General features: G+C 45.5%; 17 protein-coding genes. 9 read left to right on the top strand and 8 right to left on the bottom strand.

Annotated elements, in window-relative coordinates:
- Positions 1-10: 10 nt before the first annotated feature.
- Positions 11-883: a GyrI-like domain-containing protein gene (locus tag Q4592_RS06995; protein ID WP_303511504.1), complete on the bottom strand. Its 873-nt coding sequence runs from the start codon at positions 881-883 to the stop codon at positions 11-13.
- A 189-nt stretch (positions 884-1,072) separates the two neighbouring features.
- Here Q4592_RS06995 and Q4592_RS07000 point away from each other — a divergent pair, with 189 nt between their 5' ends.
- Together Q4592_RS07000 and Q4592_RS07005 are read left to right on the top strand one after the other, a co-directional pair.
- Complete coding sequence (locus tag Q4592_RS07000; RefSeq protein WP_303511505.1) at positions 1,073-1,975, top strand: DMT family transporter; 903 nt, start codon at positions 1,073-1,075, stop codon at positions 1,973-1,975.
- 120 nt (positions 1,976-2,095) lie between these two features.
- Complete coding sequence (locus tag Q4592_RS07005; RefSeq protein WP_137674062.1) at positions 2,096-2,341, top strand: DUF2498 family protein; 246 nt, start codon at positions 2,096-2,098, stop codon at positions 2,339-2,341.
- Between the two features lie 4 nt (positions 2,342-2,345).
- Here the strand turns inward: Q4592_RS07005 and Q4592_RS07010 are convergent, their stop codons facing one another.
- Positions 2,346-3,983: an alpha-glucosidase gene (locus Q4592_RS07010; RefSeq protein WP_303511506.1), complete on the bottom strand. Its 1,638-nt coding sequence runs from the start codon at positions 3,981-3,983 to the stop codon at positions 2,346-2,348.
- A gap of 466 nt (positions 3,984-4,449) precedes the next feature.
- On the opposite strand from Q4592_RS07010, the gene Q4592_RS07015 reads away from it, so the two are divergent.
- Positions 4,450-6,780, top strand: coding sequence for a starch-binding protein (locus Q4592_RS07015; RefSeq protein WP_303511508.1), 2,331 nt, complete (start codon positions 4,450-4,452; stop codon positions 6,778-6,780).
- Positions 6,781-6,840: 60 nt separating this feature from the next.
- Here the strand turns inward: Q4592_RS07015 and Q4592_RS07020 are convergent, their stop codons facing one another.
- Positions 6,841-8,523 (bottom strand): FAD-dependent oxidoreductase, encoded by a 1,683-nt coding sequence (locus Q4592_RS07020; RefSeq protein ID WP_303511510.1) that lies wholly within the window; start codon positions 8,521-8,523, stop codon positions 6,841-6,843.
- A 241-nt stretch (positions 8,524-8,764) separates the two neighbouring features.
- Here Q4592_RS07020 and Q4592_RS07025 point away from each other — a divergent pair, with 241 nt between their 5' ends.
- Genes Q4592_RS07025 through Q4592_RS07035 form a run of 3 tightly spaced genes read left to right on the top strand, consistent with a single transcriptional unit; the run spans position 8,765 to position 9,918 of the window.
- Positions 8,765-9,064, top strand: a complete 300-nt coding sequence (locus Q4592_RS07025) for a helix-turn-helix transcriptional regulator (protein WP_137674058.1) — start codon at positions 8,765-8,767, stop codon at positions 9,062-9,064.
- Positions 9,065-9,083: 19 nt separating this feature from the next.
- Complete coding sequence (locus tag Q4592_RS07030; protein WP_303511512.1) at positions 9,084-9,512, top strand: YeeE/YedE family protein; 429 nt, start codon at positions 9,084-9,086, stop codon at positions 9,510-9,512.
- Complete coding sequence (locus Q4592_RS07035; protein WP_303511514.1) at positions 9,505-9,918, top strand: YeeE/YedE family protein; 414 nt, start codon at positions 9,505-9,507, stop codon at positions 9,916-9,918. The genes Q4592_RS07030 and Q4592_RS07035 overlap by 8 nt, the downstream gene beginning before the upstream one ends.
- A gap of 59 nt (positions 9,919-9,977) precedes the next feature.
- On the opposite strand, the gene Q4592_RS07040 is transcribed toward Q4592_RS07035, so the two are convergent.
- Positions 9,978-11,168 (bottom strand): ROK family transcriptional regulator, encoded by a 1,191-nt coding sequence (locus Q4592_RS07040; RefSeq protein WP_303511515.1) that lies wholly within the window; start codon positions 11,166-11,168, stop codon positions 9,978-9,980.
- Between the two features lie 519 nt (positions 11,169-11,687).
- Here Q4592_RS07040 and Q4592_RS07045 point away from each other — a divergent pair.
- Positions 11,688-12,371 carry an ABC transporter substrate-binding protein gene (locus Q4592_RS07045; protein ID WP_303511516.1) on the top strand — a complete coding sequence of 228 codons (684 nt, stop codon included), beginning with the start codon at positions 11,688-11,690 and terminating at the stop codon, positions 12,369-12,371.
- Positions 12,372-12,458: 87 nt separating this feature from the next.
- Here Q4592_RS07045 and Q4592_RS07050 read toward each other — a convergent pair whose 3' ends face one another.
- The 4 genes from Q4592_RS07050 to rep all read right to left on the bottom strand — a co-directional run bounded on the left by Q4592_RS07050 (position 12,459) and on the right by rep (position 22,211).
- Positions 12,459-15,530, bottom strand: coding sequence for an alpha-amylase family glycosyl hydrolase (locus Q4592_RS07050; RefSeq protein ID WP_303511517.1), 3,072 nt, complete (start codon positions 15,528-15,530; stop codon positions 12,459-12,461).
- 68 nt (positions 15,531-15,598) lie between these two features.
- Positions 15,599-18,604 (bottom strand): alpha-amylase family glycosyl hydrolase, encoded by a 3,006-nt coding sequence (locus Q4592_RS07055; protein ID WP_303511518.1) that lies wholly within the window; start codon positions 18,602-18,604, stop codon positions 15,599-15,601.
- Positions 18,605-18,878: 274 nt separating this feature from the next.
- Positions 18,879-19,982 carry a phosphotransferase gene (locus tag Q4592_RS07060; RefSeq protein ID WP_303511520.1) on the bottom strand — a complete coding sequence of 368 codons (1,104 nt, stop codon included), beginning with the start codon at positions 19,980-19,982 and terminating at the stop codon, positions 18,879-18,881.
- Between the two features lie 204 nt (positions 19,983-20,186).
- The gene (gene rep, locus Q4592_RS07065) at positions 20,187-22,211 is read right to left on the bottom strand and encodes a DNA helicase Rep (RefSeq protein WP_303511522.1); all 2,025 of its coding nucleotides are present in this window, start codon (positions 22,209-22,211) and stop codon (positions 20,187-20,189) included.
- 169 nt (positions 22,212-22,380) lie between these two features.
- Between rep and Q4592_RS07070 the strand changes: the two genes are divergently transcribed.
- Both Q4592_RS07070 and Q4592_RS07075 read left to right on the top strand, forming a co-directional pair.
- Positions 22,381-22,947, top strand: coding sequence for a TetR/AcrR family transcriptional regulator (locus Q4592_RS07070; RefSeq protein ID WP_303511524.1), 567 nt, complete (start codon positions 22,381-22,383; stop codon positions 22,945-22,947).
- Positions 22,948-22,963: 16 nt separating this feature from the next.
- A complete protein-coding gene (locus Q4592_RS07075; protein ID WP_303511525.1) occupies positions 22,964-24,085 on the top strand; it encodes an efflux RND transporter periplasmic adaptor subunit in 1,122 nt (373 codons plus the stop codon).
- Positions 24,086-24,092 lie beyond the last annotated feature (7 nt).

Consider the following 24,092-nt stretch of genomic DNA (forward strand, 5'->3'; position numbering starts at 1 on the left):
TAGATCCCGTTTATAACGAAGCTTGAATGGGCAAATAGATGTCGGTGTTTAAAGCGTCTGGCTGAAGGTTTTGTGGTTGCTTATCTAGATAAAACTCTAAACACACACTGTCGCGCAACTGGTAGCTGGCTAGAGGCAGCCAATGCAATAACAACACTTGGTAGCTACTGAATATGTGCTGGTAAGCGCCATGGTGCCTTAATTTTGCATAGGTGCCTGCAGGTAACTGCTGCTGTTGTAAACCTAGCTCTACCAATAAATTCGCTGGCAGAGTGTTGCTTTGGCTTAAGCAAGCGTCAAAGCGAATTTGCTCAGAGTGAGTCACGCTAGGGTCATCGTGAGGCAAACCAATTAACTGGCTATCCTCAATTGCGAGGCCGAGTTGCTCACAGCGCTGAAATAGACCTTGGCAAGCTAGCGGAGCAGCCTCTAAGTAACGGCCACTGGTGCGATAACTGAGCACTGACATGGCAGGGAGTTTTACCACTTCTACCTCGGCAGCTGACAATGGGGGATGGGAAGAAAGTATTGGCTGCTCTGGTTGCGTTGTCACACTGCTCTTTTGTTGCCTTGCCTGATTTGGGCTTTGCGCAAACTGCAATTTAAAGGCTTTGTTATAGGATGATTGGTTTTGATAACCACTGCGGTAAGCTATTTCACTTAGAGCTAAATCGGTGTATTGCAGGTGTTTAATGGAGCGTTCAAGCAATAAGCGTTTTCGATAGGCATAAATGCTCTCGCCAACATAAGCTTGGAATAAACGACAAAAATGAAAGGCTGAGAAACCAGCGAGTGACGCAAGCGTAGCGATATCTAGCGCTTGGTCTAGAGTACTTTCGATATGCAGCTTTACTTGGCGAATGCGCTCACTTTGGCTTGTCATTTTTTGCTCAAATCATCGATTTGAGATCAGTTTAGCCAGATTCAGACCAAGATTCTTTTCCATTCTTGCGCAATATAGAGATTTTGTCGCAGGGCTATAAATACCGCTGCATTAGTGCCTATTTAAGGCTAGCCCTAGCGAGTTATGCCGCATACACTTGGCGCTTTAGTCGTAAATATTAATGTCTTGATGAAAACACAAACTAAAGCCTATGCCTTTGGCATTTCAGCAGTGCTGATGTGGTCTACGGTAGCCACCGCATTCAAACTTGCGCTGCAATGGCTTACTCCAATTCAATTGGTGTTATTGGCTTCTATTAGCTCCATTTTATTGCTGACTGGCGTATTGCTGTGGCAGCGAAAACTGTCTTTGGCTTGGGTTTATGCTAAGCGGCGGCCGGGCTTTTTTATGTTGGTAGGAGCCATTAATCCTTTTCTTTACTATCTGGTGTTGTTCAAAGCTTACGACTTACTACCCGCCCAGCAGGCGCAATCACTAAATTACACTTGGGCAATAACCCTGGCCTTATTGGCGGTGCCTTTTTTAAAGCAGCAATTACGAAAACAAGATGTAATTGCCATGGCCTTAGGGTATTTGGGCGTATTGGTGATAGCCACGCGAGGAGACATACTCGCCATGCAGTTTGATAGTGTTCCGGGGGTATTACTGGCACTGTTTAGCACCTTATTGTGGGCCGGCTATTGGATCATTAATACTCGAAATAGCGGAGACCCTGTAGCCAGTTTGCTGGTAGCCTTTTGTTTTAGTTTGCCAATGGTGTTGCTGTATTGCTGGTGGAGTGATGGGCTACCCACTTGGAATGCCAAAGCCTGGCTGGGTGCCGCATATGTTGGGTTATTTGAAATGGGCATTGCTTTTGTTTGCTGGGTGCTTGCGCTTAAATTTACTCATAACACCGCTCGTATAAGTAACCTGATTTTTATCTCGCCATTTTTGTCCTTGTTTTTTATTGCCTATTTTTTAGGTGAACAGATTGAATCGGCCACTTATATAGGATTGTTGTTAATAATTAGTGGCTTATTGATTCAGCAATGGCGCGGTAAAACCAAGCCCTTAAACACTGATAAATAGTTGCGTATTTTGTTATTTATTTAAGCTGAGAAAAGCGCCACAAGTTTTGATCTTAGCGCTATTGCCGGTGGATGCATCTGTGTATGCTAAAGCTCAACATTGAGCGATGATCTAGGTGTAATGACTAAACAAACCATAAGCCAACAAGCGCTGATTGATATAGCCAATCAGCTACTTCGAGAACACGAAGACTACATTCCTGGCATTGAAGTGCGCGACATTTCCCAACACGGGGATGTGCTTACTTTTAAAGGCGAAGCCTTTTTAGACGATGACTTACTGCCTACCACAAATAGCCCAAAGGCCTTTAATTTGTATAAGTGGTTATGTCACCGCTTATCCGAGCAATATACTCTTAGCGAGTAAGTCTTTAGCTAGTGCTTAGCGCATAAACTATCGCTTGATAGGGCGCTAAGCGTAGTGCTTCTAAATCACTGACTAATTCATCATTCTGCTGAAGGTTATTTAGCACCACTTTTTCCACCGACAAATTCAATCCAACCTGTTGCTCTTGTTCACTCACATTCGCCATCACTAACAAGCGTTGCTGCTGATGCTGCCGCACATAAGCAAATACCTGTGGGTGTTCTGCTAGTAGCAGAGCAAAATCACCGTAGATGAGCGTGTCTGAATATTCCGCTGACTTGCGCAAAGCAATGAGCTGCTGATAGTGGTAAAACACCGAATCCGCTCTATCTAGCGCATTAGCCACGTTGATATCTGAATAGTTAGGATTAAGTGCTAACCAAGGTTTGCCATGAGTAAATCCTGCGTTGACACTATTGTCCCACTGCATAGGCGTACGAGCGTTGTCTCTGGCGCTGGTATATACACCCTGCATAAACTGTTGGTGGCTGAGACTTTGTTGTTCTAGCACTTTTTCTTGGTAACTATTTTTTATCTCAATGTCATCGTAATCATCTAGGTCCTCAAACCGTACATTGGTCATGGCAATCTCTTCACCCTGATAAATGTAGGGCGTACCTTGCATCCCGTGCAGTAAAGTGGCTAACAACTTAGCGCTGCGCTCTCGGTATTGGCCGTCGTTACCCCAACGGCTAACAATGCGCGGTAAATCGTGGTTGTTCCAGAAAAGCGCATTCCAACCATCGCCATCAAAACAGGTTTGCCATTTACTCATCACCGCTTTTAATTCAATAAGGTCAAAGGGCTGAACTTGCCATTTACCATGTATTGGGTGCCAATCTATCGAGGCATGTTCAAACTGAAAAACCATCGACAATTCTTGTCGTTGGGGGTTGGAATACAACTTGGCTATTTCTGGGGTGGCGCCCCAGGTTTCACCCACCGTAACGAGTGGTTTGTTGGCAAAACAAGCTTGATGCATTTGCTGCAGAAGAGGATGTAAGCGTGGGCCGTTTTCAGTAATGCCTTGGTCAATTTGTTTGCCAATTAGATCGATGACATCTAAGCGAAACCCAGCAACACCTTGCTCTACCCACCAAGAAATCATTTGCTGTATTTCTGTCGCTACCTTGGGGTTTTCCCAGTTTAGGTCTGGTTGGGCATCAGCAAACAAGTGAAAGTAGTATTGCTTAGTGGTGTTGTCGAACTGCCAAGCAGGGCCGCTAAATATTGAACGAATTTGGTTAGGTTGATCTCGCCAAATGTAATAATCACGATAAGGATTATCGCGGCTTTGTTTGGCTTGCTGAAACCACTGGTGCTGATCAGAGGTATGGTTCAATACCAGATCCATCATGATGCCAATATTATGTTGCTTGGCTGTGTGAATCAGCGTTTGCATGTCGGCCATGCTGCCAAAGCGTGGATCAATGGCTTGGTAGTCGGCAATATCGTAGCCGTTGTCTTTCATTGGCGAAAGGTAAACTGGAGACAGCCAAATTAAATCAATTCCGAGTTTTTCTAAGTAGGGGAGTTTACTGTTTATTCCGCGAAGATCGCCGTTGCCATCACCGCTACTATCACAAAAACTACGCGGGTAAATTTGATAAACAACTGCTGAATGCCACCACTGCTTTTCCATTAGATATTCCAACAAACTTGGCTGTAAAGTACCATTGTAAAGCTTTGTTGTACTTAGACATAGAGAAGAGCAGATAGAAAATAAAATGAAAAAACATAATTAACTATGGGTAAAAACACTTGATTAAGTGTTAAATACGGAAATTATTTACAGTTAAATAAGTTGCTTATCTTACTAATGTTACAAAATATCAGAATAATTGTTTGAAGTTTGATCACTGTCAAACATCATCTATCGTATTGGTTTTTATTTGTGACTGATTGCTCAATAAATAAGCCGCCCTGCCCTTTGATTGAAAAATGAGCGTAGATTAGTTTTTGAGGTAAATTGACTACGGATAGTTAAGGTTAAGTTTTACTTGTGGTTCTCTCCAACAGTTGGTCTACCGCCTCACCGTAAAAAACACCATAGAGTGGCGGTGATGTATGTCTAAAGAGACGCTCAACGATTACATGGGAAAGTAACAATGAGAAAATTTAGCAAACTCGCCACTAGCGCTCTGCTAGCTGGTGCGGCGCTGGGCTATGCGTCCACCGCCATGGCGGCACCAAGAACCGCCTTTGTACACCTCTTCGAATGGAGTTGGGAAGATGTAGCACAAGAGTGTGAAACCTTCCTTGGCCCTAAAGGCTTCGCCGCTGTGCAAGTCTCTCCACCTAACAAAGTCATCGGCGGTAACGCCTGGTGGACCCGCTACCAACCAGTGAGTTATGCCTTTGAAAGCCGCAGCGGTAATCGCGGTCAATTTCAAGATATGGTGCAGCGTTGTAAAAACGTTGGGGTAGATATTTATGTAGACGCGGTGATTAACCACATGGCGGCCTACGACAGAAACTTCCCTGAAGTGCCTTACGGGCCAAATGATTTTAACTCTTGTACTAGCGATATTGACTACGGCAATCGCTGGCAAGTGCAAAACTGTGATTTAGTGGGTTTGAATGACCTGAAAACTAGCTCTGATTATGTTCGTCAGAAAATTGCAGACTACATGAATGACGCCATCGGTATGGGCGTTGCCGGTTTTAGGATTGACGCTGCTAAACATATTCCAGCCGGTGATATTGATGCTATTAAAGGCAAGCTAAACGGTAATCCTTATATCTTCCAAGAAGTGATTGGTGCTGGCGGCGAGCCGGTTCGTCCTACTGAATATACCTACATTGGTGATGTAACAGAATTTGCTTATGCTCGAGCGATTGGCCCAGCCTTTCGTGATAGCAACATTGCGTGGCTAAGAGACGTGAGTAACCAAATGGAGCTATCGAGCTCTGATGCGGTTACTTTTGTTACTAACCATGATGAAGAGCGTCATAATCCTAATGGCCCTATTTGGCATGGTGTACAAGGTGACGGTTACTTCTTAGCCAATGTATTCACCTTAGCTTACCCTTATGGTTATCCAAAAATCATGTCGGGTTACTACTTTAACGGCGACTTTGATGCAGGCCCTCCAGGCAGTGGTGTACACACTGGTAACGCTTGTGGATTTAATGGCGGCAACTGGGTATGTGAGCATAAGTGGCGCGGCATTGCCAACATGGTGGCCTTCCGTAACCATACTGCTGGAGAGTGGCGAATCACCAACTGGTGGCAAGGTGGTAACGATCAAATCGCCTTTGGTCGTGGTGGTTTAGGCTTTGTTGTGATTAACAAACGTTATGGTAGCAACATTAACCAAAGCTTTGATACAGGCATGCCTGATGGCCAATACTGTAATATTATTGAGGCTGACTTTGATGAAAGCACCGGCCAATGTAATCAAGCAGCAGGCTCAAGTGGCCAAGCAACCATCACCGTAAGCGGCGGACAAGCTAACTTTACTGTAGGCGGTGATAGCGCGGCAGCTATCCACGTTGGTGCTAAAATTGGTGACGTATGTACTGGCGCAGATTGCCCATGTACCTCTAACTGTAACACCGATCCTAAGCCTGCTACTCCAGTAGCGGCTACATCAATTTGTACTTCTGAAAGCCTATCAACGCTTTATTACTGGGGCGCTCAACCTGCAGGAAGCCTAAGCGATGCAAGCTGGCCTGGTGTGGCAATGCAAACTAATGGTGACTTTAAGTGTCATGACTTGGGTGTAGAGCTTACTAGCGTTAACGCTATCTTTAGTAACAGTGGTGCAAATAAAACAGCAGACTTAAGCGTTGCTGGAGCTGGTTGCTATAAAGGCGGCGCGTGGAGCACTTTAGAGGCCTGTGGCTTTGAAATTACCGGTGGTGTAATCCCAGATCCTGTTGGTGGCACTGAAGTGTGTTACGACAACCAAGCTGGCTTTAACAATCCAACGCTTTACTACTGGTCGGTTAGCGCGGAAACAGCGGTAGCTAATGCGCAGTGGCCTGGTGTAGCTATGGTGCAAAAAGACGGTTACTACTGTCATGACTTTGGAACCAAGCTAAGTAGCCTAAACATTATCTTTAATGATAGTGGTGCTAACCAAACCGGCGACTTAAATACTACTGGTGATAGTTTGTGTTATGCAGCGGGTAGCTGGGTAGCGGCAACTAACTGTGTTGGTGATAGTAATCCAGATAATGGCGGCGATGAAGTGTGGTTCTTCCGCGGTACTGCCAATGCTTGGGGAAAAGCGCAGTTAGATTACGATAGTACGAGTGGCTTGTACTATACGGTTCAAAGCTTTAGTGGCGAAGAAGCACCAGCGCGCTTTAAAATTGATAACGGCAATTGGACAGAGGCTTACCCTACTGCCGATTACCAAGTATCAGACAACACCACTTACCGCATTAACTTTAATAGTGCCAGCAAGGCTATTACGGTAAACGCACAATAAGCATTTTTATGCGTCTCAGCTTTTGCCCGGTTTAATACCGGGCTTTTTTATGGCTGTAATTTAAGCTTGGTTGGCTAACCAGGTTTTGTACCCACCGCTAAGGTTTTTGGCGGTAAAGCCATTATTAACCAGTTGACGATACGCCACGTTACCGCGTAAACCTACCATGCAATAAATCAATATTTCTTTATCTTTTGGCAGCTCGTTAATACGTTCGCGAAGCTGATCCACTGGAATGTTTATTGCTCCAGGAATCACCCCCAATTTGTCTAATTCGCCGGGATTGCGCACATCTAGTATTAGCTGTTGTGAAGTGGCTTGGTTGAGCTCTTCACTGTGGCACAGGCGAGTATCCCCTTTAATGCTATTTGCCGCCACAAAACCTGCTTGGTTGACTACGTCTTTTGCGCTGCCAAAGGGTGGGGCATAGGTAAGTTCTAAATCTTGTAAATCAAATACACTTAAGCCCGCGCGCTGAGCTACGGCAATAACATCAATGCGTTTGTCTATGCCGTCTTTGCCTACCGCTTGGGCACCATAAATTGCCCCAGTTTTTGGGTGGAATAGTAACTTGAGGTTAATGGGGTGAGCGCCAGGGTAGTAGCCAGCATGACTGGCTGCATGCACGTACACTTTGTCGTAGTCTAGCCCTTTACGTTGCAAGGTTTTTTCATTTAAACCTGTAGAGGCCACGGCTATATCGAAAATCTTACAAATAGCGGTACCTTGGCTGCGTTTATAGTGTTCGCCCGCACCAAAGATATTGTTGGCTACCATTCTACCTTGGCGATTGGCTGGCCCTGCTAAGGGAATCAGTGCCGCATCACCGGTAACAAACTCGGGGTCTTCAATGGCGTCGCCCACAGCAAAAATATCTGGGTCTGAGGTTTGTAGCTGGCTATTAACTTTGATGCCGCCTAATTCACCTAACTCAAGCTGCGCCTGAGTGGCCAAGCTCGTTTCAGGTTTAACGCCAATCGCCATAATCAACAATTCGGTTTCCAGTAATTCACCGTTACTAAGGCGCAGTTCTAAGCCGTGTTCGTCTATGGCTGCGAGTTCTTCGGCTGATTGTTGCTGGCTAGGGAATACCGCTTCTAGTGCCACGCCTAAACGTAAATCTACGCCGTGGTGCTGCATTTCTTGGTGTAGCGGCGTGGCCATTTCACGATCTACTGGCGCCATTACTTGGGCAGATAGTTCAATTAAGCTGGTGCTAATACCACGTTGAATCAGCGCCTCTGCCATTTCAATGCCGATAAATCCCCCGCCAACCACTGTTGCGTGTTTGGGTTTATTTGCCTCAATATTGGCAATGATTTTGTCCATATCTGGAATGTTTCGTAGCGAGAAGGTCCGAGAGTTTTGAATCCCAGGGATGGGTGGAACGATTGGCGAAGCGCCTGGGCTAAGTACCAGTTTGTCGTAAGACTCTTGGTAGTTTTTTTGGGTAGTAAGATCGCGAATGGTGACTGTTTTTTGTTTACGGTTGATGCTAACGACTTCATTCATTACCCGTACATCTACGTTAAACCGGGCTTTAAAGCTTTCAGGGGTTTGCAGCAACAAGGCATCACGCTGCTCAATATCGCCGCCAATATGGTAGGGCAAACCACAGTTTGCAAAAGAGATATAGGGGCCACGTTCCAGCATAATGATTTCTGCTTGTTCACTTAATCTACGCGCTCTAGCGGCCGCTGATGCGCCGCCTGCTACGCCGCCTATAATTACAATCTTGGTCATGTTGCTCTCCCACTATTTAAATCAAATAAATGTATAAACAAAGCTAGTGGTGACAGCCTAATCAAAGCCTGAGCGTCCACTGTTGATATAGATCGTTAGTGAGCCATTAGATGGTTCACTAATTTGAAATGACTATATATTAGTTCAATCTAATTCTCAATATTCTAATTAAGTTTTATTTAATTTAGGTTTGACTAATTTAATGGGCTTTGTATAATTCCTACTAATTGAGGAGGTTTCAATGCCTGCAAGAAATGAGTTACATGAGCAAGCCAGTATGGTGAGTGAGTACTTAAAAACCATCGCTCATCCTGATCGGTTAGTAGTGCTGTGTTTATTACGAGAGGGTGAAATGAGCGTGGGTGAACTGCGTCAACATAGCCAAAATAGCCAGTCGGCATTTTCGCAGCACTTAAAAGTACTGCGTGAACAAGGTTTGGTGGCAGTGCGTAAGCAAGCGCAAACGGTGTTTTATTGTATAGCCGACCCCAAGGTGAAAACCTTGTTAGCCGGTTTACAGCAACAATTTTGTAGTGAATGAAATGAGCTTGGAGTAAGTAATGACAGATTTTACCCCTTGGAGTGCGCTCGCGGGCGGCATGTTATTAGGCTTGTCGGTCTCTTTATTAATGTTACTTAGTGGTCGTACTGGCGGTATTAGTGGCATTTTAGGGGGTATTTGGGGAGCCTCGCGCAATGAGTGGCCTTGGCGACTTGCCTTTATTGGCGCAATGGCCGCGAGCTTTTTATTTAACCCCTTATTGGGCTTAAGTGAGGCGGCCTTGCCTGATTACTCCTTGGCTTGGTTAATTGCAGGTGGCCTAGCGGTGGGAGTGGGGACTCAACTAGGGAACGGTTGCACCAGTGGTCATGGTATTTGTGGGATTGGTCGATTTTCATTGCGCTCAATCGTGGCAACGCTAGTGTTTATGGCAAGCGCTGCCTTGGTTGTTTGGTTAACCGGTGGTTTAGGAGTTGCGCATGTTTAAAGTACTAGTGGGTTTATTGACTGGCTTACTATTTGGCCTTGGCATGAACGTGTCGCAAATGGTTAATCCTTACAAAGTGGCTAACTTTTTAGATGTAACTGGGCATTGGGATGCGAGTTTGGCCTTTGTGATTGGTGGTGCGCTATTAGTATTTGTGCCGTTTTATCACTTGCTGATTAAACCGCGCAGCCACGCGGTAAACGGTGAAGCTATTCAGTGCTCAACACAAAAAACACTTACGCCTAAGCTACTCATTGGCGCGGCTATTTTTGGCATTGGTTGGGGCATGGTGGGTATTTGTCCGGGGCCTGCTGTGGCTAGTTTATTACGCGGTGAAGCGGCGATTTACTGGTTTTTGCTCAGCATGATGCTAGGCCACTATGCGAGTAAGCGAGTCTTTAAGTAAGTTGAATGCCAAACTAAAAAAGGGAGCTGAGCTCCCTTTTTTGATTACGCTGCACGTGATTAGTCGGTGTGCTGCTGCATAATGGCAATCATGCCAATGCCGGCCATGTCTTCATCCCAATTGTATTTTTCTACCACGTTATCGACATTGTGATAAGGCAATAGATTTTCAGATAGGGTTTTAGTCATCGACTCTTTCATATAGTCAAAGGCACGTACCCCAGGGCCTGATATAACAATTTTTTGCGGGTTAAATAGTGCCATTACATTGGCTAAGCCCATGCCTAACACCGTACCAGCTTGAGAAAAAATGTGGCTCATAGCTTGGTGTTCATCTTTGGCTAGCTTATTAAGATCGAGCATTTGCTTTTCTGAAGGGTGCAACATGTCGGTAGGAGGCAAGTTATACACTGCGCTAGCGTCGCGATAAATCGCGTAATCGCCAACGTAGGCTTCAATACATCCGCGCCCTCCGCAACGACATTGTGGGCCATTTAAGCTAAATTTAGTATGGCCAAACTCAGTAGCGGCTGAGCCAGCATCTTGATAAAACTCACCATTTACAATCAAGCCCATGCCAACCCCATAACCCAGTTGAATGGCGACAAGGTTATTTACTTTGCTATAGCGGGGCAGGCTTTTTAAAGCCACTGCTAAACAGTTTGCGTCGTTAGCTATAAATACTGGCAGTTGCGTTTGTTGTGCGAGTAACTCAACTAACTCAAGTTGTTGGTCTTTAACGGCAGGGCTCCACAATATGCCTTCACCGTGGGGCTCTATAACCCCTTGAACGGCTAAACCTAAACCAAGTAGCTTACTGCGTTCAACTTTATGTTGCTGAATAAACTCTTCGATAGCTTTGGAGAGGGCGTCTACTAACTGAGATTGATTGAGCGTTACCGTTAACATTGAAAGAGTCGCTTGCGCGATAATAGCGCCAGATGTATCACCCAACATAAAGCGTACTTCGTTAATCGATAGTTTAACCGCTAGGTAAAATGCCGCTTGTTTGTTTAGCTGCAGTTTTACTTTAGGGCGGCCACGACCACTGCTGGGATCCAATACAACATTCTGTTCAACAATAAAGCCTTGCTGCACCAACTCCGAGGTTATTGAGGTAATGGTGGCTGGGCTTAGTTGGGTGAAATTACCTATCTCAACCCTAGCAAGCTCGCCATGTTGACGAAGGGTTTGAATGATTTCCCGGCGATTGGCACTTCTGATTAGCTCTGTATCGGTAATTTTTTTCATGTTTTTGGTTAAGTGACTGCTTCCACATTAAAAATACGCGTTTTGCGGCGAATAAGAATTTGTTTCTCGATGAAGTGTTATTTCTGTCACGCTTATCTAAACTGCATATCAATTAAGCGCTGAAATATCTCACTATGAGGTAAGTGACAATATTGTAAATATTGGCGGGTATCAAGAAAAACCCGCCAACGAGGGCGGGGTTAGGAAACTTAGTCCATAAAGGAAAGGAAATGCTGCGAACAGTGAGTGCAGATAAAGGTAAATCTCACCCACCATTCTCTTGTGCAATGCAGCCCTACAACTCGGCTTTGCTGGAACATTGTTCAAGATGGTTAAAGCTTAATCGCTAAGTTTGTTATATAAAATTATGAAACTTTATTGCACCGTTAATAGAATTTACTAGCGGGATCTAAATCACCTTATGAAAATCTTAGCGCTTTGCAAAAAATTTATTACTCAGCGCTTAAGCGACTAAACTTATGGGGGGAGCTGGATGCTGCATAAGGAAGAGTGTCATTGATGAAACCGCGACTGAAATTCTGCTGCGCTTTATTTGTTGCTTGTCTATTCACCGCTCAGGCGCAACCTTTGCGCTTGGTTACTCACCATTTACCGCCCTATCAAATCGTTGACGGTGATGCCTTAAGCGGCAGAACAGTGAGCATTATGCAATGTGCCATGACAGAAGTTGGGGTTCATTATGAAGTGGATGTTAGGCCAATTGGCCGCGCCGAAAAAGAGCTGAAAGAAGGAAAGTTTGACGGCTTGTTTATTCTTAACCAAACGGCCGAGCGTGATGCTTTTGCTAAAGCAAGCGATCCTTTAGTGGTCACTTATCGCAGTTTGTTTAGTTTGCAAGAGGTTGAGTTTGAGACTAACAGTGCTGAAATGAAAGCCATGAATATAGGTGTATTACATGGCTCTGCAATGCACAAGTGGATGGCTAAACATCAATATACCAACGTACAGTCACGCTACGATTACCATATATTATTTGAGTTGCTACAACTGGGTCGACTAGATGCTGTGATGGCGCCATTTGACACCTATTATGTTGAGCTAGAACATGGCCATATCACTCAAGAAATTGCGGTGAAACACTTACGAGAAGCAAACCTCTCGGCTTATTTTAATTTTAATTGGTTGGAGAAATACCCGCAGTTTTTACCGCAGTTTAACACTGCTTTAGCAGCGTGCCGTTAACACTCCCATTTCGCGGATTTATGTACTTTCTGCCTCGAATAAAAAAAGCCCGAGCAATTGCTCGGGCTTTTTAGTCAGCGTTATTGTTTATTTAGCTTGAGTAAACATAGTCACTGCTGAGCCTTCTACTTGGGTATTACCCGATAAGCCACCAGCGTTAGCGGCACCATAGGCATCAGCTACCTTAGTCCAGCTACCTGCCGGTAAACTTACGGTTTGATTATTTCCGCTGTTATACACAATAAACAGGTTATGGCTATCACTTGGGTCGGTGATGTGGCCAGTAATCACCTGTCCACCAAATTGGTCTGGGCGGCTCACATTTAAGTACTGAGCCACTTCTTGGCTAGTATTCATGCGTAAACCTGCGTGCTTACGGCGTAATTCAATCAGCTGCTTAAAGTAATTGAATGTGGCGATATTGTCCGCTTTGTTTGACCAACGAATGGCATTGAAACTATCTGGCGCATTGTAGGTATTGTGAGTACCGCCGTGAGCCCCGTAATTCCACGCTGAAGGGGTACTAATTTGCTGGTTATTGGTTTTAGTTCGCAGGAACTCATCGCCAGCGTGAATAAAAGGTATGCCTTGGCTAGTGAGTACCATGCCCATGCCAAAATTCACTACCCGCTTGCTGTACGTGAGATCGCCAGGAGGATTAAAGCTAATCACCTGATGCGAGCTGTTTTGCTGCACGTTACTCGAGGTGCTTAAGTACACCTTATCCCACAAACCAAAGTTATCGTGAGCCGAAATGTAGTTAATCGTTTGCTCTGGATCGGCAGCATAATTACGGAACCAAGTGCTGTTTCGGCCGTCGTTTGGATTGTAGGGAGAGCCTTGGAAGCCATCATAAATAGCCCAACCCGATTCAGCCGCATCTACATTATTAAACATGTAGCCGGTGCGAGCATCATCGTTTGAACCTTTTAGTGACTCACGGAACGCGCCATTAAATACACCGATATGTTCATCAGCCATATGATGGGTGGTGCCGTAACGCACTCGTTGCTCTTCTAACGGATCGGTAGCATAGCCGTTCCATGGTTCGCCATAAATTAGCAAGTTGCGGTCGGCAAATTGATTGTTAAGGTGACGACCCCATTTTTCTACTTCTTGGTAAGAAAAAATACCAATCAAGTCGAAGCGGAAACCATCAATGCCGTACTCGTCTACCCAATATTCAAGCGAGTCTTGAATCATTCGGCTAACCATGGGTACGTCGGCATTAATTGAGTTACCGGTGCCCGATAAGTCGGTGGCGGTGTAGTATTGGCCAGAAATGTTTTCAAACATTTCATCGTCAAAGGTGTGGTTGTACACCACATCCATCACCACTCGAATACCGGCTTTATGGAACTCGTTTACCATGGTTTTAAATTCACGGGCACGGGCTTCATAATCAGTGGGTACGCTTGAGTAACGCTCCTCGGGTACATTGAAGTTTCGAGGATCGTAACCCCAGTTGTAACACGGGTCGCTATCGGGTAAACCGTCACAGGTAGCAAAGTCATATACTGGTAATAGCTGTACGTGTGTTACGCCAAGCTCTTTAAGGTGGTCGATGCCGGTTTTCACGCCATTATGGGTGGTGCCTGCTTCTACCATTCCTAAGTATTTACCGTTGTTGCCAGCACTTACGCCAGCGCTTGCATCAATAGTGAAATCACGCACGTGCACTTCGTAAATAATCGCATCTTCGCGCTCAATCAAACTTGGACGCGCTGCCCAGCCTCCTGCTGGTTCGGTGCGGCTCATATCCATTACAATGTTAATGGCTTCATAATCACCGGTACCCGGCTGTACCATCTTTCCGTAAGGGTCGCGAACCTGCACGCCGTTAATCAAAAAGGTATAAGGGCTAAGGTGCAAATCGCCTTCTACGGTGGTTTGGTAGACCTGGCTGTAACCGGCAAAATCATTCACTGCTTGTAAGCTGTGCTCTACGCCGTTTACGACCACTTTTACATTGCTATGATCTGGTGACCAAATAGAAAACGTTGTGCTGGATGCTGAATACACTGCTCCTAAGGTTTCTGTGTCGGTGCCGCAGTTTGATTCACAGCCCTGTTTGTCGGTAGAGACTGCTTTAGATATTGCGTTAAAACAAATCTTGTAGGTAGAGTTTGCATCAACCAATACATCAGTGCTTGGGTAGTTTTCTGTCCAATCGCCAAAATGGTCAATCTTGAAGCGTGGATTGTTACTGCCAAAGCTTTGCGTTGTACAGTAGTTGTCGTTACCGGCACTCGCCATCAATGTGGTTTGCCAATCGTTCGACGTACCACGGTAGTACCAGCTATCTGTTGGTGCATCGGTAATGATGTAATCAAAGCTGCTTATCGCAGAATTACCTGAGGCATCTACCGCGAAAACCTTGAGGCTTAAATCTACGCCATCAGCCACTACATCGGTAGCGTTAAACGTGAGGTCATTACATGGGCTAGCATTGGCAGATGGCGTCGAGCCATCAGTGGTGCAGTAAATTGCTGGAGCGCTATCTTGATTATCACTCACGCTTACACTAATTTGCTGAGCACTGGTATAGGTGCCTGCCGCTGGATTGGCGCTCACACTAGGAGCTTGAGTATCTTCGCTGTTTACTGGCGTAGCAGTAATGGCTTTTGAGCTGGCGTTAAAGCAAATGTCATAGCTGGCGTTGCCAGTAACGGTAAAGTCTGCCGTTGGGTAAGCTTCGTTCCAATCGCCATAATGATCGATTTTGAAACGTGGCTCGTTATTGGCAAAACTTTGAGTGGTACAGAAGTTAAGGTTGTCGGTACTGGTCATGGCGGTAGCTGCCCAACCATTAGACGTGCCGCGATAGAACCAGCTGTCTTTTGGAGGCTCTACGTCGCCACAGCTGCTGACTTCAGTGGTGGTAATGTTTTTGCTGTCGCTAAAAAAGCGGATGTCGTAGCTTTTGTTCGCGTCAACGCGTACATCATCACCGGGGTAGGCTTCGTTCCAATCACCAAAGCGATCGATCTTGAAGCGCGGGTCGTTGTCGCCAAAGCTTTGGCAAGTTGAAAACTCTGTCGCAGATACGGTTTCTAATGCGCTGGTTGCCCAGCCATTGCTGGTACCGCGGTAGAACCAATCAGCTTGTGCTGCGCTACTGGCAGCTAACAAACCGATCAATAATGCTGAATATTTCATAGTGTTAACTCTTCCATAGTTAAACAGGCAGGCCTAAGCGCACTTAGGCCTGCATGAGATATAAACGCTTACTGTTTGTCTAAAACCACAAAACTATTTGCAGGCACGTTAACTGAATGGCTGCCGCCAGATACAGTAACAATTTGCTCGTTATAGCTTGCTGCATTAGTGTTTGGAGTGATTAGGCGATAGCTGCCGTTGCTCAGGTTGCTAAAGGTGTAGCTGAACGCACTACCTTTGGTGAGCGCAACATAGGCCACTTCTGAACCGTTATCACGCTTGAAGGCAGCGTGGTCACCATCAAGTAACAAGTCCGTTTGTTGACCTTTCTGAATCGCCTTAGAGGAGCTACGCAGGTTATTAAGCATTTTTAGATGCTTATATAGCGTTGGCTGATTAGTTTTGGCGTAGTTAATTCCTTCTGAGCCCAACATCCAGCGTGCCACTACATCGTCTTTCTCGGTAGTGGTGATGTAATGTGGCCAGCTTGAATACAATACTTCGGTACCGTAAAACACTACGGGTAATCCGCGGAACAAGTACACAAAGTTCAAGTTGTTCATGTACTGAGTTTCGCTAAGAATACCGTTGGCGCGGGTTACATCATGGTTATCAACAAAGGTGGCTAAATATGTTGGGTCGTAAATCCCCGAAGCATCGCCATCTGCGCCTGCAATGCGGGCGTAACCATTACCGTCTTCGAAACCTGCCTCGCCTTTAAAGGCTTTGCCCATCCAACCTGGGAAGTCCATCGATGAACCGTGTAGATCCAGCATGTGGAACTTCTTGCCTTGGCCATTGTAGATAAGATCTACCGCAGACTTACGATCGCCAGTCCATGCTTCACCAGCCATGTAGAAGTTGTCGTTCCCTAAGCTGCGCGCGTGAGCGTCCATCTCAAGGGTAAAGCGCTCCCAAAAATCAGCGGTCATGTAAGACACGGTATCAATTCGGAAGGCGTCTACGCCGTGGTCAATAAAGCGCTTATAAACATTAATTAAGTGCTTAGTGGCATTTTGGTCGTCATCACCGTGTTCATTGAAATCGAGTAAATCAATCAACCAAGTATTGCCGGTGCTGGCATAGCTAAAGAAGCCATTTTTAGCGCCGTCCATGTAAGGGTCGTTGGTTTCCCAGTTCCAGGTTTGACCATCCATTTTAATTTCAAGTGCACGGTCGGCCCACTTACTTTTTGAACCCACTACCGAGGAACCTGGTTGACCATGGTTCACCACAATATCTAGCATAATTTTCATGCCGCGTTCATGTAGTGCATTTACCAAGGCGTCAAAACCTGCCCAGCCGTCATTGTCTTTACCAAGAGAATGTAGGTGTGGGTCAATTTTATCGAAGTCGTAACCCCAATAACCATGGAAAGCCGAAGCTTCATAGTCATCACTGGCGTTAAAGCGTCGACCTTCTGGTTGTTTAACTACAGGGGTAATCCAAATGGCGGTAAAGCCCATGTCTTGGATGTAATCTAGGTTGTTGATAATGCCTTGGAAGTCACCACCGTGGTAGTAAGATAATGGACCGGTCTTACTGGTATTAGTGTTGTACTTATCGGCTTCACCGTTGGGTAAGTACTCATCGCCCCAGATGTTGTTGTTGGTCGTGTCACCGTCGGCAAAGCGGTCTGTCATAATGAAGTAAACATTTTCTTCACGGAAATCGCCACTGGTGGTGATGGTTGGGTCAATGGTGTAGTTAAAGGTAGTTATACCTTGGTTACCATTGGCATCTACTGCGAGTACTTTCAGCACTAAATCAATGCCGCTATCCACTACATCGCTGGCGGTAAAGCTTTGCTGACTACATTCCGCTAAAGCTGCAGTAGGTAGACTATTGTCGGTGGTGCAATAAAGCTTAGGCGCTGGGTCTTGGTTATCCGTCACACTTAAACTAATTTGCTGAGCGGTCGTGTAACTGCCGCCCGATGGATTCGCACTCACCACTGGTGCTTTAGTATCTTCACCCTCAATCTCGCTGGTGGTGATTTGCTTGCTGGTGGCGTTAAAGCAAATATCGTAGGTGGTATCAGGGCTTACTGTTACATCGGCCGTTGGGTAGTTTTCGGTCCAGTCACCAAAGTGGTCGACTTTAAAGCGTGGGTCGTTGTTACCAAAGCTTTGAGTGGTACAGTAAATATTGTTGTCGCTGGTGGTCATCAGTGTAGTTTGCCAGCCATTTGAAGTACCACGGAAGTACCAAGTATCGGCTGGAGCATCGCTAATGGTGTAGTCAAAGCTGCTTACTGCTGAGTTACCGCTAGCGTCTACTGCTAATACTTTTAGGCTTAAGTCCACCCCATCTGCCACTACATCACTGGCAGTAAAAGTAGCGCTATTGCATTGGGCTGAGGCTTGAGTGGGGACTGAACCATCGGTGGTGCAGTAAATACTCGGCGCACTGTCTTGGTTGTCTGTCACGCTTAAGCTAATTTGCTGGGCTTCTGTGTAACTGCCCGCAGCTGGATTAGCACTCACCGTTGGCGCTTGGGTATCTTCACTGCTGGTGAGGGTTGCGGTGATTTGTTTTGAACTGGAGTTAAAACAAATCTGATAACTGGCATTTCCGGTTACTGTGAAGTCTGCCGTTGGGTAAGCTTCGTTCCAATCACCGTAGTGGTCAATTTTGAAACGTGGTTCATTGTTGGCAAAACTCTGTGTAGTACAGAAGTTTAGGTTGTCGCTACTGGTCATGGCAGTTGCTGCCCAACCATTTGATGTTCCTCGGTAAAACCAACTATCGGCTTGCTGAATTACATCACCACAAGAGCTCACTTCGCTAGTGGTAATGTTTTTGCTGTCACTAAAAAAGTGAATCTCGTAGCTTTTGTTGGCTGCTACTCGTACATCTCCGTTGGGGTAGGCTTCATTCCAGTCGCCAAAACGGTCGATTTTAAATCGTGGGTCGTTGTCTCCAAAGCTTTGGCAGGTTTTGTATTCGGTTCCTGAAACTACTTCTAGGGGAGTGGCCAACCATTGGTTTGGCGTACCCCTAAAGTTCCATTCGGCTGCCACGGGCGCAGACAGCAACGTCGCCCCCGCGAGAGCGATCGATAACTTGTTCATGGATCCTTTCCTTATACTGTTTTTGCTGTTTTTATAAACACCCTGTTATGGCGAAAATTTTGTAGATCCGCTCAACAAGGGTGAATTGAATATCATTTTTATAGTTGTAAGAGCTCTGAGCAGATCAATCTGCTATTCAGGGCTCTTTAGCATGGTAGAGAAAAAACATTAAGGGAGGGTAAAAAATGTACAGAAGTGTGATGCTTTCATCACAAAGGCATCAGTTATACTTGATGCCTTTGTAAACAAAGCTTAACGGTATGAATAATCTAGGCTATTTCTGTTGATACTGGGCCGCAAGGCTGCGGTAATCTTGGTATTTTTTGATCAGGTCTACTTGCTCAAGGCTGGCATTATCAAACAGTAATGCGCCGTTGTTTTGTAGCTGAAGGTAAACCGTTGCCGCCATGGTAATCACTTTATCGATGCGTTTTAAGGTCATTGGTGTGCAGCTTTTTCCGCTAATGTCATCAGCAATATCTAAGCAGTGCGAACGAAAGCTTTCGGCAACAAACAGGTTCTTTAATGAGCGTTCGTTATCTAAGGCGTATTCCCAACGTTCTATAATGTCAGTTTGCCATTGAATGATGGCTGGCTGAGCATAACGTTGTTTTAGCCAAATCAGCTTTTGAGTATAAACGTCTAGCGCGGCTTCTTTTAGCTCACGATAAATTGCAAGCTGGTCGGCGGCCGTCATTACGTCTTGATAGCGTAACAAGTAGCCAAATACATTACGGGTTTCTAGGCGCTCTGCTGCATGAAAAGCAGGGGCATCGAGGCCGTCGCTATTGTAGTGCTCAAGCGGATTATAGGTATACATGTAGCCAAAATCGAATAGGTGTATCTGGCGACCATCGTAAATAATGTTACCTGGCGACAAATCCCATTCCATTAACCCAGCTTGCTCTAAGGCAAATTGAGTGGCGAAAATTTGGCGGAAAATCTCGCGACTAAAGCTGCACAAGGGTTTGCCATCAATCCAAGGTGACAATATAAAACCAAGGCGATAGTTAGCGTAAAGCGTGGTCACCACATGGGTAAATGCTTTGGCAGTAGCCGGTTGATCTTTTAGTGCCTGAATGTCGCGACGGCGTTGAACTTCGTTAAGAAACGAGGTTTCGCCATCAACATTATGCACCAGCGCTTTTGGGCGGCGGCGTTTAAGGTTGTAGTGGCGACCGTTAATACATAAGTGCAGTACAACAGCGGTAAGCCCACCATCAAATACCTCAACTACGTATTCGGAATCTATGTCTAAGGACGCAAGTTGTTCCGGAGGCAAGGGACACGCAGCTGCGTTGCCCACCACGATATTTTGTTCCCCTTGTTGAAAATGCAGTTGCGCCTGCTGGCGTTGTTCAACGAGTGCATTCATCATTGCGCTCCATCCTTGTTTACAGTTTTGTGAGTTTATTCTCATAAATCCTTGGAGTAAGGCGCTTTATTGAGATGAAAACCGTTTCGATCACAAATCTATTGCGCCCATACAAGGTTATTGGCGCAGGATCACATTTAAGACCATTGATTTTAAATGCTGAATAAGATAATTGGATGAATTTTAAGAGTGAATTAAGGCCTAAGGCTATTTTTTCTGGTTGAGGGCTGCACGCAATGCGGCAATACCTATGTTGCCTTTCTCTTGGCGTTCTTCTGCGGTTTCTTTTTTACGGCGCTGTTCCCATACCAAATCATCTTGAGGCAATTCGTATAAAAAACGGCTGGGCTCAGGTTTGATTAACTCGCCAAATTGGCGACGTTCTTTAGTGAGGGTAAAAGTTAACTCTCGTTGAGCGCGGGTTATGCCTACGTAGGCTAGGCGACGTTCTTCTTCTACGTTATCTTCATCAATACTGCTTTGGTGAGGCAATAAGCCTTCTTCCATACCGATGAGGTAAACGTAAGGAAACTCCAGACCCTTAGACGCATGTAAGGTCATTAGCTGAACTTGATCGCTCTCTTCATCTTCTTCGCCTCGTTCCATCATATCGCGCAAGATAAGGCGATTAACCACTTGTGGTAAGGTCATAGGCTCGTTGTCGTTATCACCTTCCAGCATACCACTGACCCAACGAAACAACTCCGAGACATTTTTCATGCGCATTTCGGCAGCTTTAGGGCTAGGGCTGGTTTCGTAGAGAAAATCTTCGTAATGAATATCGCGGATCATATCGCGCACGGCTTGTAATGCATCGCCACGCTCTATGCGCTCCGACAGACTTAAAATCCATTGGCTAAATTGATTAACGGCATTCAGTGCTCGATTAGGCAAAATGCTGGTCATGGCGAAGTGGGTGGTGGCTGCAAACAAACTTATGTGTTGTTCGTTAGCGTAGGTCCCCACTTTTTCCAAGGTTGTTGGGCCAATTTCGCGGCGCGGGGTATTGATGATGCGCAGTAAGGCGTTGTCGTCGTCTTGGTTCACCAGTACGCGCAGGTAAGCCATAATGTCTTTAATTTCTGCGCGCGCAAAAAACGAGGTACCACCGCTAATCTTATAGGGGATACGGTTGTTCATTAAGGTTTTTTCTAATAAGCGCGACTGGTGATTGCCGCGATACAAAATTGCGTAGTCTTTGTAGCTGGCATTGTTCATAAAGCGATGACCAATTAGCTCGGCCACAACTCGCTCTGATTCTTGCTCTTCGTTCTTAGCAAACAAAATCTTCAAAGCTTCGCCGTAGGCTAGCTCTGAGAACAGCGATTTTTCGAAAATGTGTTCGTTGTTTTCAATCAAGATATTGGCGCATTTTAAAATGCGCTGAGTAGAGCGGTAGTTTTGCTCCAACATAATCACTTGCAGGGCCGGGAAGTCGGTTTGTAACTGCATTAAGTTTTTAGGCTGAGCGCCACGCCATGAATAAATGCTTTGGTCGTCGTCTCCCACTACTGTAAAACGAGCTCGCTCCTGGGTAATCAATTTTACCAGTTGATATTGGCTGGTATTGGTATCTTGGTATTCGTCGACCAATAGGTATTGAATGGTATTTTGCCAGCGTGAGCGCACGGCTGCATCGTGGGTCAGCAGCAGAGTCGGCATTAAAATCAAATCGTCAAAATCGAGCGCGTTATAAGCGGTAAGTTGGCGCTGGTAAGCCTCGTATAGTTGAGCAAACAATTGCTCTTGCTCGCTTTGCCCGGTTGCGCGGGCAACCGCTTGCTGCGGCAGAATTAGGTCATTTTTCCAATTAGAAATAGTGCTGATCAGCTGTTTAAGTAAATCTTTGTCACCTTCCAACTGTTTCTCGGTGAGCTCTTTGAGCAAGGCCATTTGGTCTTGGTCGTCAAACAGCGAAAAGTTAGGTTTAAGTTTAAGGCTTTTATATTCCTTACGAATAATGTCTAAACCCAAGGTATGGAAAGTACATACTCTTAACCCGCGAGCTTCTTTGCGCCCCATTGTTTGGCCGACACGCTCTTTCATTTCTCGAGCGGCTTTATTGGTGAAGGTTACCGCTGCGATGTTTTTTGCTTTGTAGCCACAGTTTTGGATGAGGTGAGCAATTTTATTGGTAATTACCCGCGTCTTACCACTGCCTGCACCAGCCAATACTAGGCAAGGGCCAGAAACAAAATTAACGGCTTTATCTTGAGCGGGGTTTAACTTCACGGAGCATTCCTTCTAAACGGGTCGGGCATTTTAGCTGATCGAGAGGGGCTGATCTACGTAAACGGAGACCTTTAATAAAAGTAAATTTTTTAAAAATGAACAATTATTCATTGATTGTTTTTTGATGATGCCTATAATCGCGTTCAACAACTGAATAAACGTTCATTTTATGATTCCCGATAAACACTTACGTATTTTAATGGCAGCCGAACACTTGATTGAGCGAGGCGGCATTGACGCTTTGTCGATGCAGCGTGTGGCCAAAGAAGCGAAAGTGGCTGCTGGTACTATCTATTTGTATTTCAAAGATAAAGATGAGCTAATGGCACAGTTGCATGAACGCAATTTGCGTTTGTTTACCGATGCTTTTTTGGCGGGTGTAGACGCAAATGAAGGGTTAAAAGAGCAACATCGCCGTTTGTGGCTTAATGCCCTAAACTATCATTTAGCCCATGTGAACGTGCAGCGTTTATGGGTGCATTTAGAAACCTTACCGAAGAATGCACATCATAAACAATTGATTATGGAATTATTCGAACCGGTAAAACTTTTTTTCTCGAGAGGTGTCGAAGAAGGTTGCTTTAAAGCGCTTCCGGGAGAAATGCTTTATGCCTTGGCATTTGGTCAAATACACGAAATTTGTCGGTTCTCTTTTTTTAGAGACGTAACATTTACAAAGCAAGACATGGATGCCGCGCTTTTAGCTAGCTGGGATGCTATCACCATACACCCTTAGTTTTTGGAGTTGGGAAATGAAAAAATGGATGGCAATCATGCTAGTCCTTACAGTGATTCTGTTTGGTAGTGTGTTTGGTTTTTACTTGTTTAAGCAGAAAATGATTGCCCAGTTTATGGCTAATCGTCCGGTGCCTGAAATGCCTGTAGAGGTGGCCTTGGCCAGTTCACAAGATTGGCAGCCAGCGATTGAGTCAATTGGTTTCATTGAACCTTATCAAGGGGTGAACATCACCAGTTCGGTAGCCGGTTTGGTGACTAAAATTCATTTCTCATCGGGTGACACAGTGCGAGTGGGTGAATTGTTGGTGAGCTTAGAAGCTGATGTAGAAAAAGCCAACTTAGCCAGTGCCACCGCCAAACTACCTGCAGTTAAACGCCAAATGGAGCGAAATAAATCGCTACTTGAGCGTGGTTCGGTATCGCAAACCCAATTTGATGACTCTGAAGCTAATTACTTAGCCTTGGTAAATGATATTGCGGCCTTAAAAGCCACCATTGAGCGTCGTGAAATTCGTGCGCCCTTTAGCGGTGTAATGGGTATTCGCCAAATCAACCTCGGCCAATATGTGCAAGCGGGTGATGATATGGCGCGTCTAGAAAACCTAGACCATATGTTGCTGCGCTTTATTGTGCCGCAAAAAGATATCTCATTGATTACCTTGGGCACCGAGATTGAGCTTAACTCTGATGCTTACCCAGATCAGTGGTTTAAAGGTCAAGTTACAACCATTGAACCGACCGTTGATCCACAAAGTGGTGTGGTTCAGGTGCAAGCCACTATCCCTAATACTGAGGGGCAATTACGCTCAGGCATGTATGCCAGCGTGCGCATTTGGCAGCCAGTTCAAGCTAATCAGATTGTGGTTCCTCAGCAGGCTATTTCCTTCTCTTTGTACGGTGAGTCTTTATACGTTGTAGAAAGCCAAACTGCCGAAGATGGCAGTGAAACCTTGACTGCAACGCAGCGTACTATTCAAGTGGGCGAGCGCCGTGGCGATGTTGCTATCATCAATAAAGGGGTAGCAGCAGACGAGCAAGTTGTGGTTTCTGGTCAGGTACGCTTACGCAATGGGGCTTTGGTGCGCATTGTTGAAGATAGCTTCTTGAACCGCGACCAAAACCTGCCAAAAGACTAGGAGCTTA

The organism is Agarivorans sp. 1_MG-2023 (assembly GCF_030548385.1).
In the GTDB taxonomy this organism is placed as follows: Bacteria; Pseudomonadota; Gammaproteobacteria; order Enterobacterales; family Celerinatantimonadaceae; genus Agarivorans.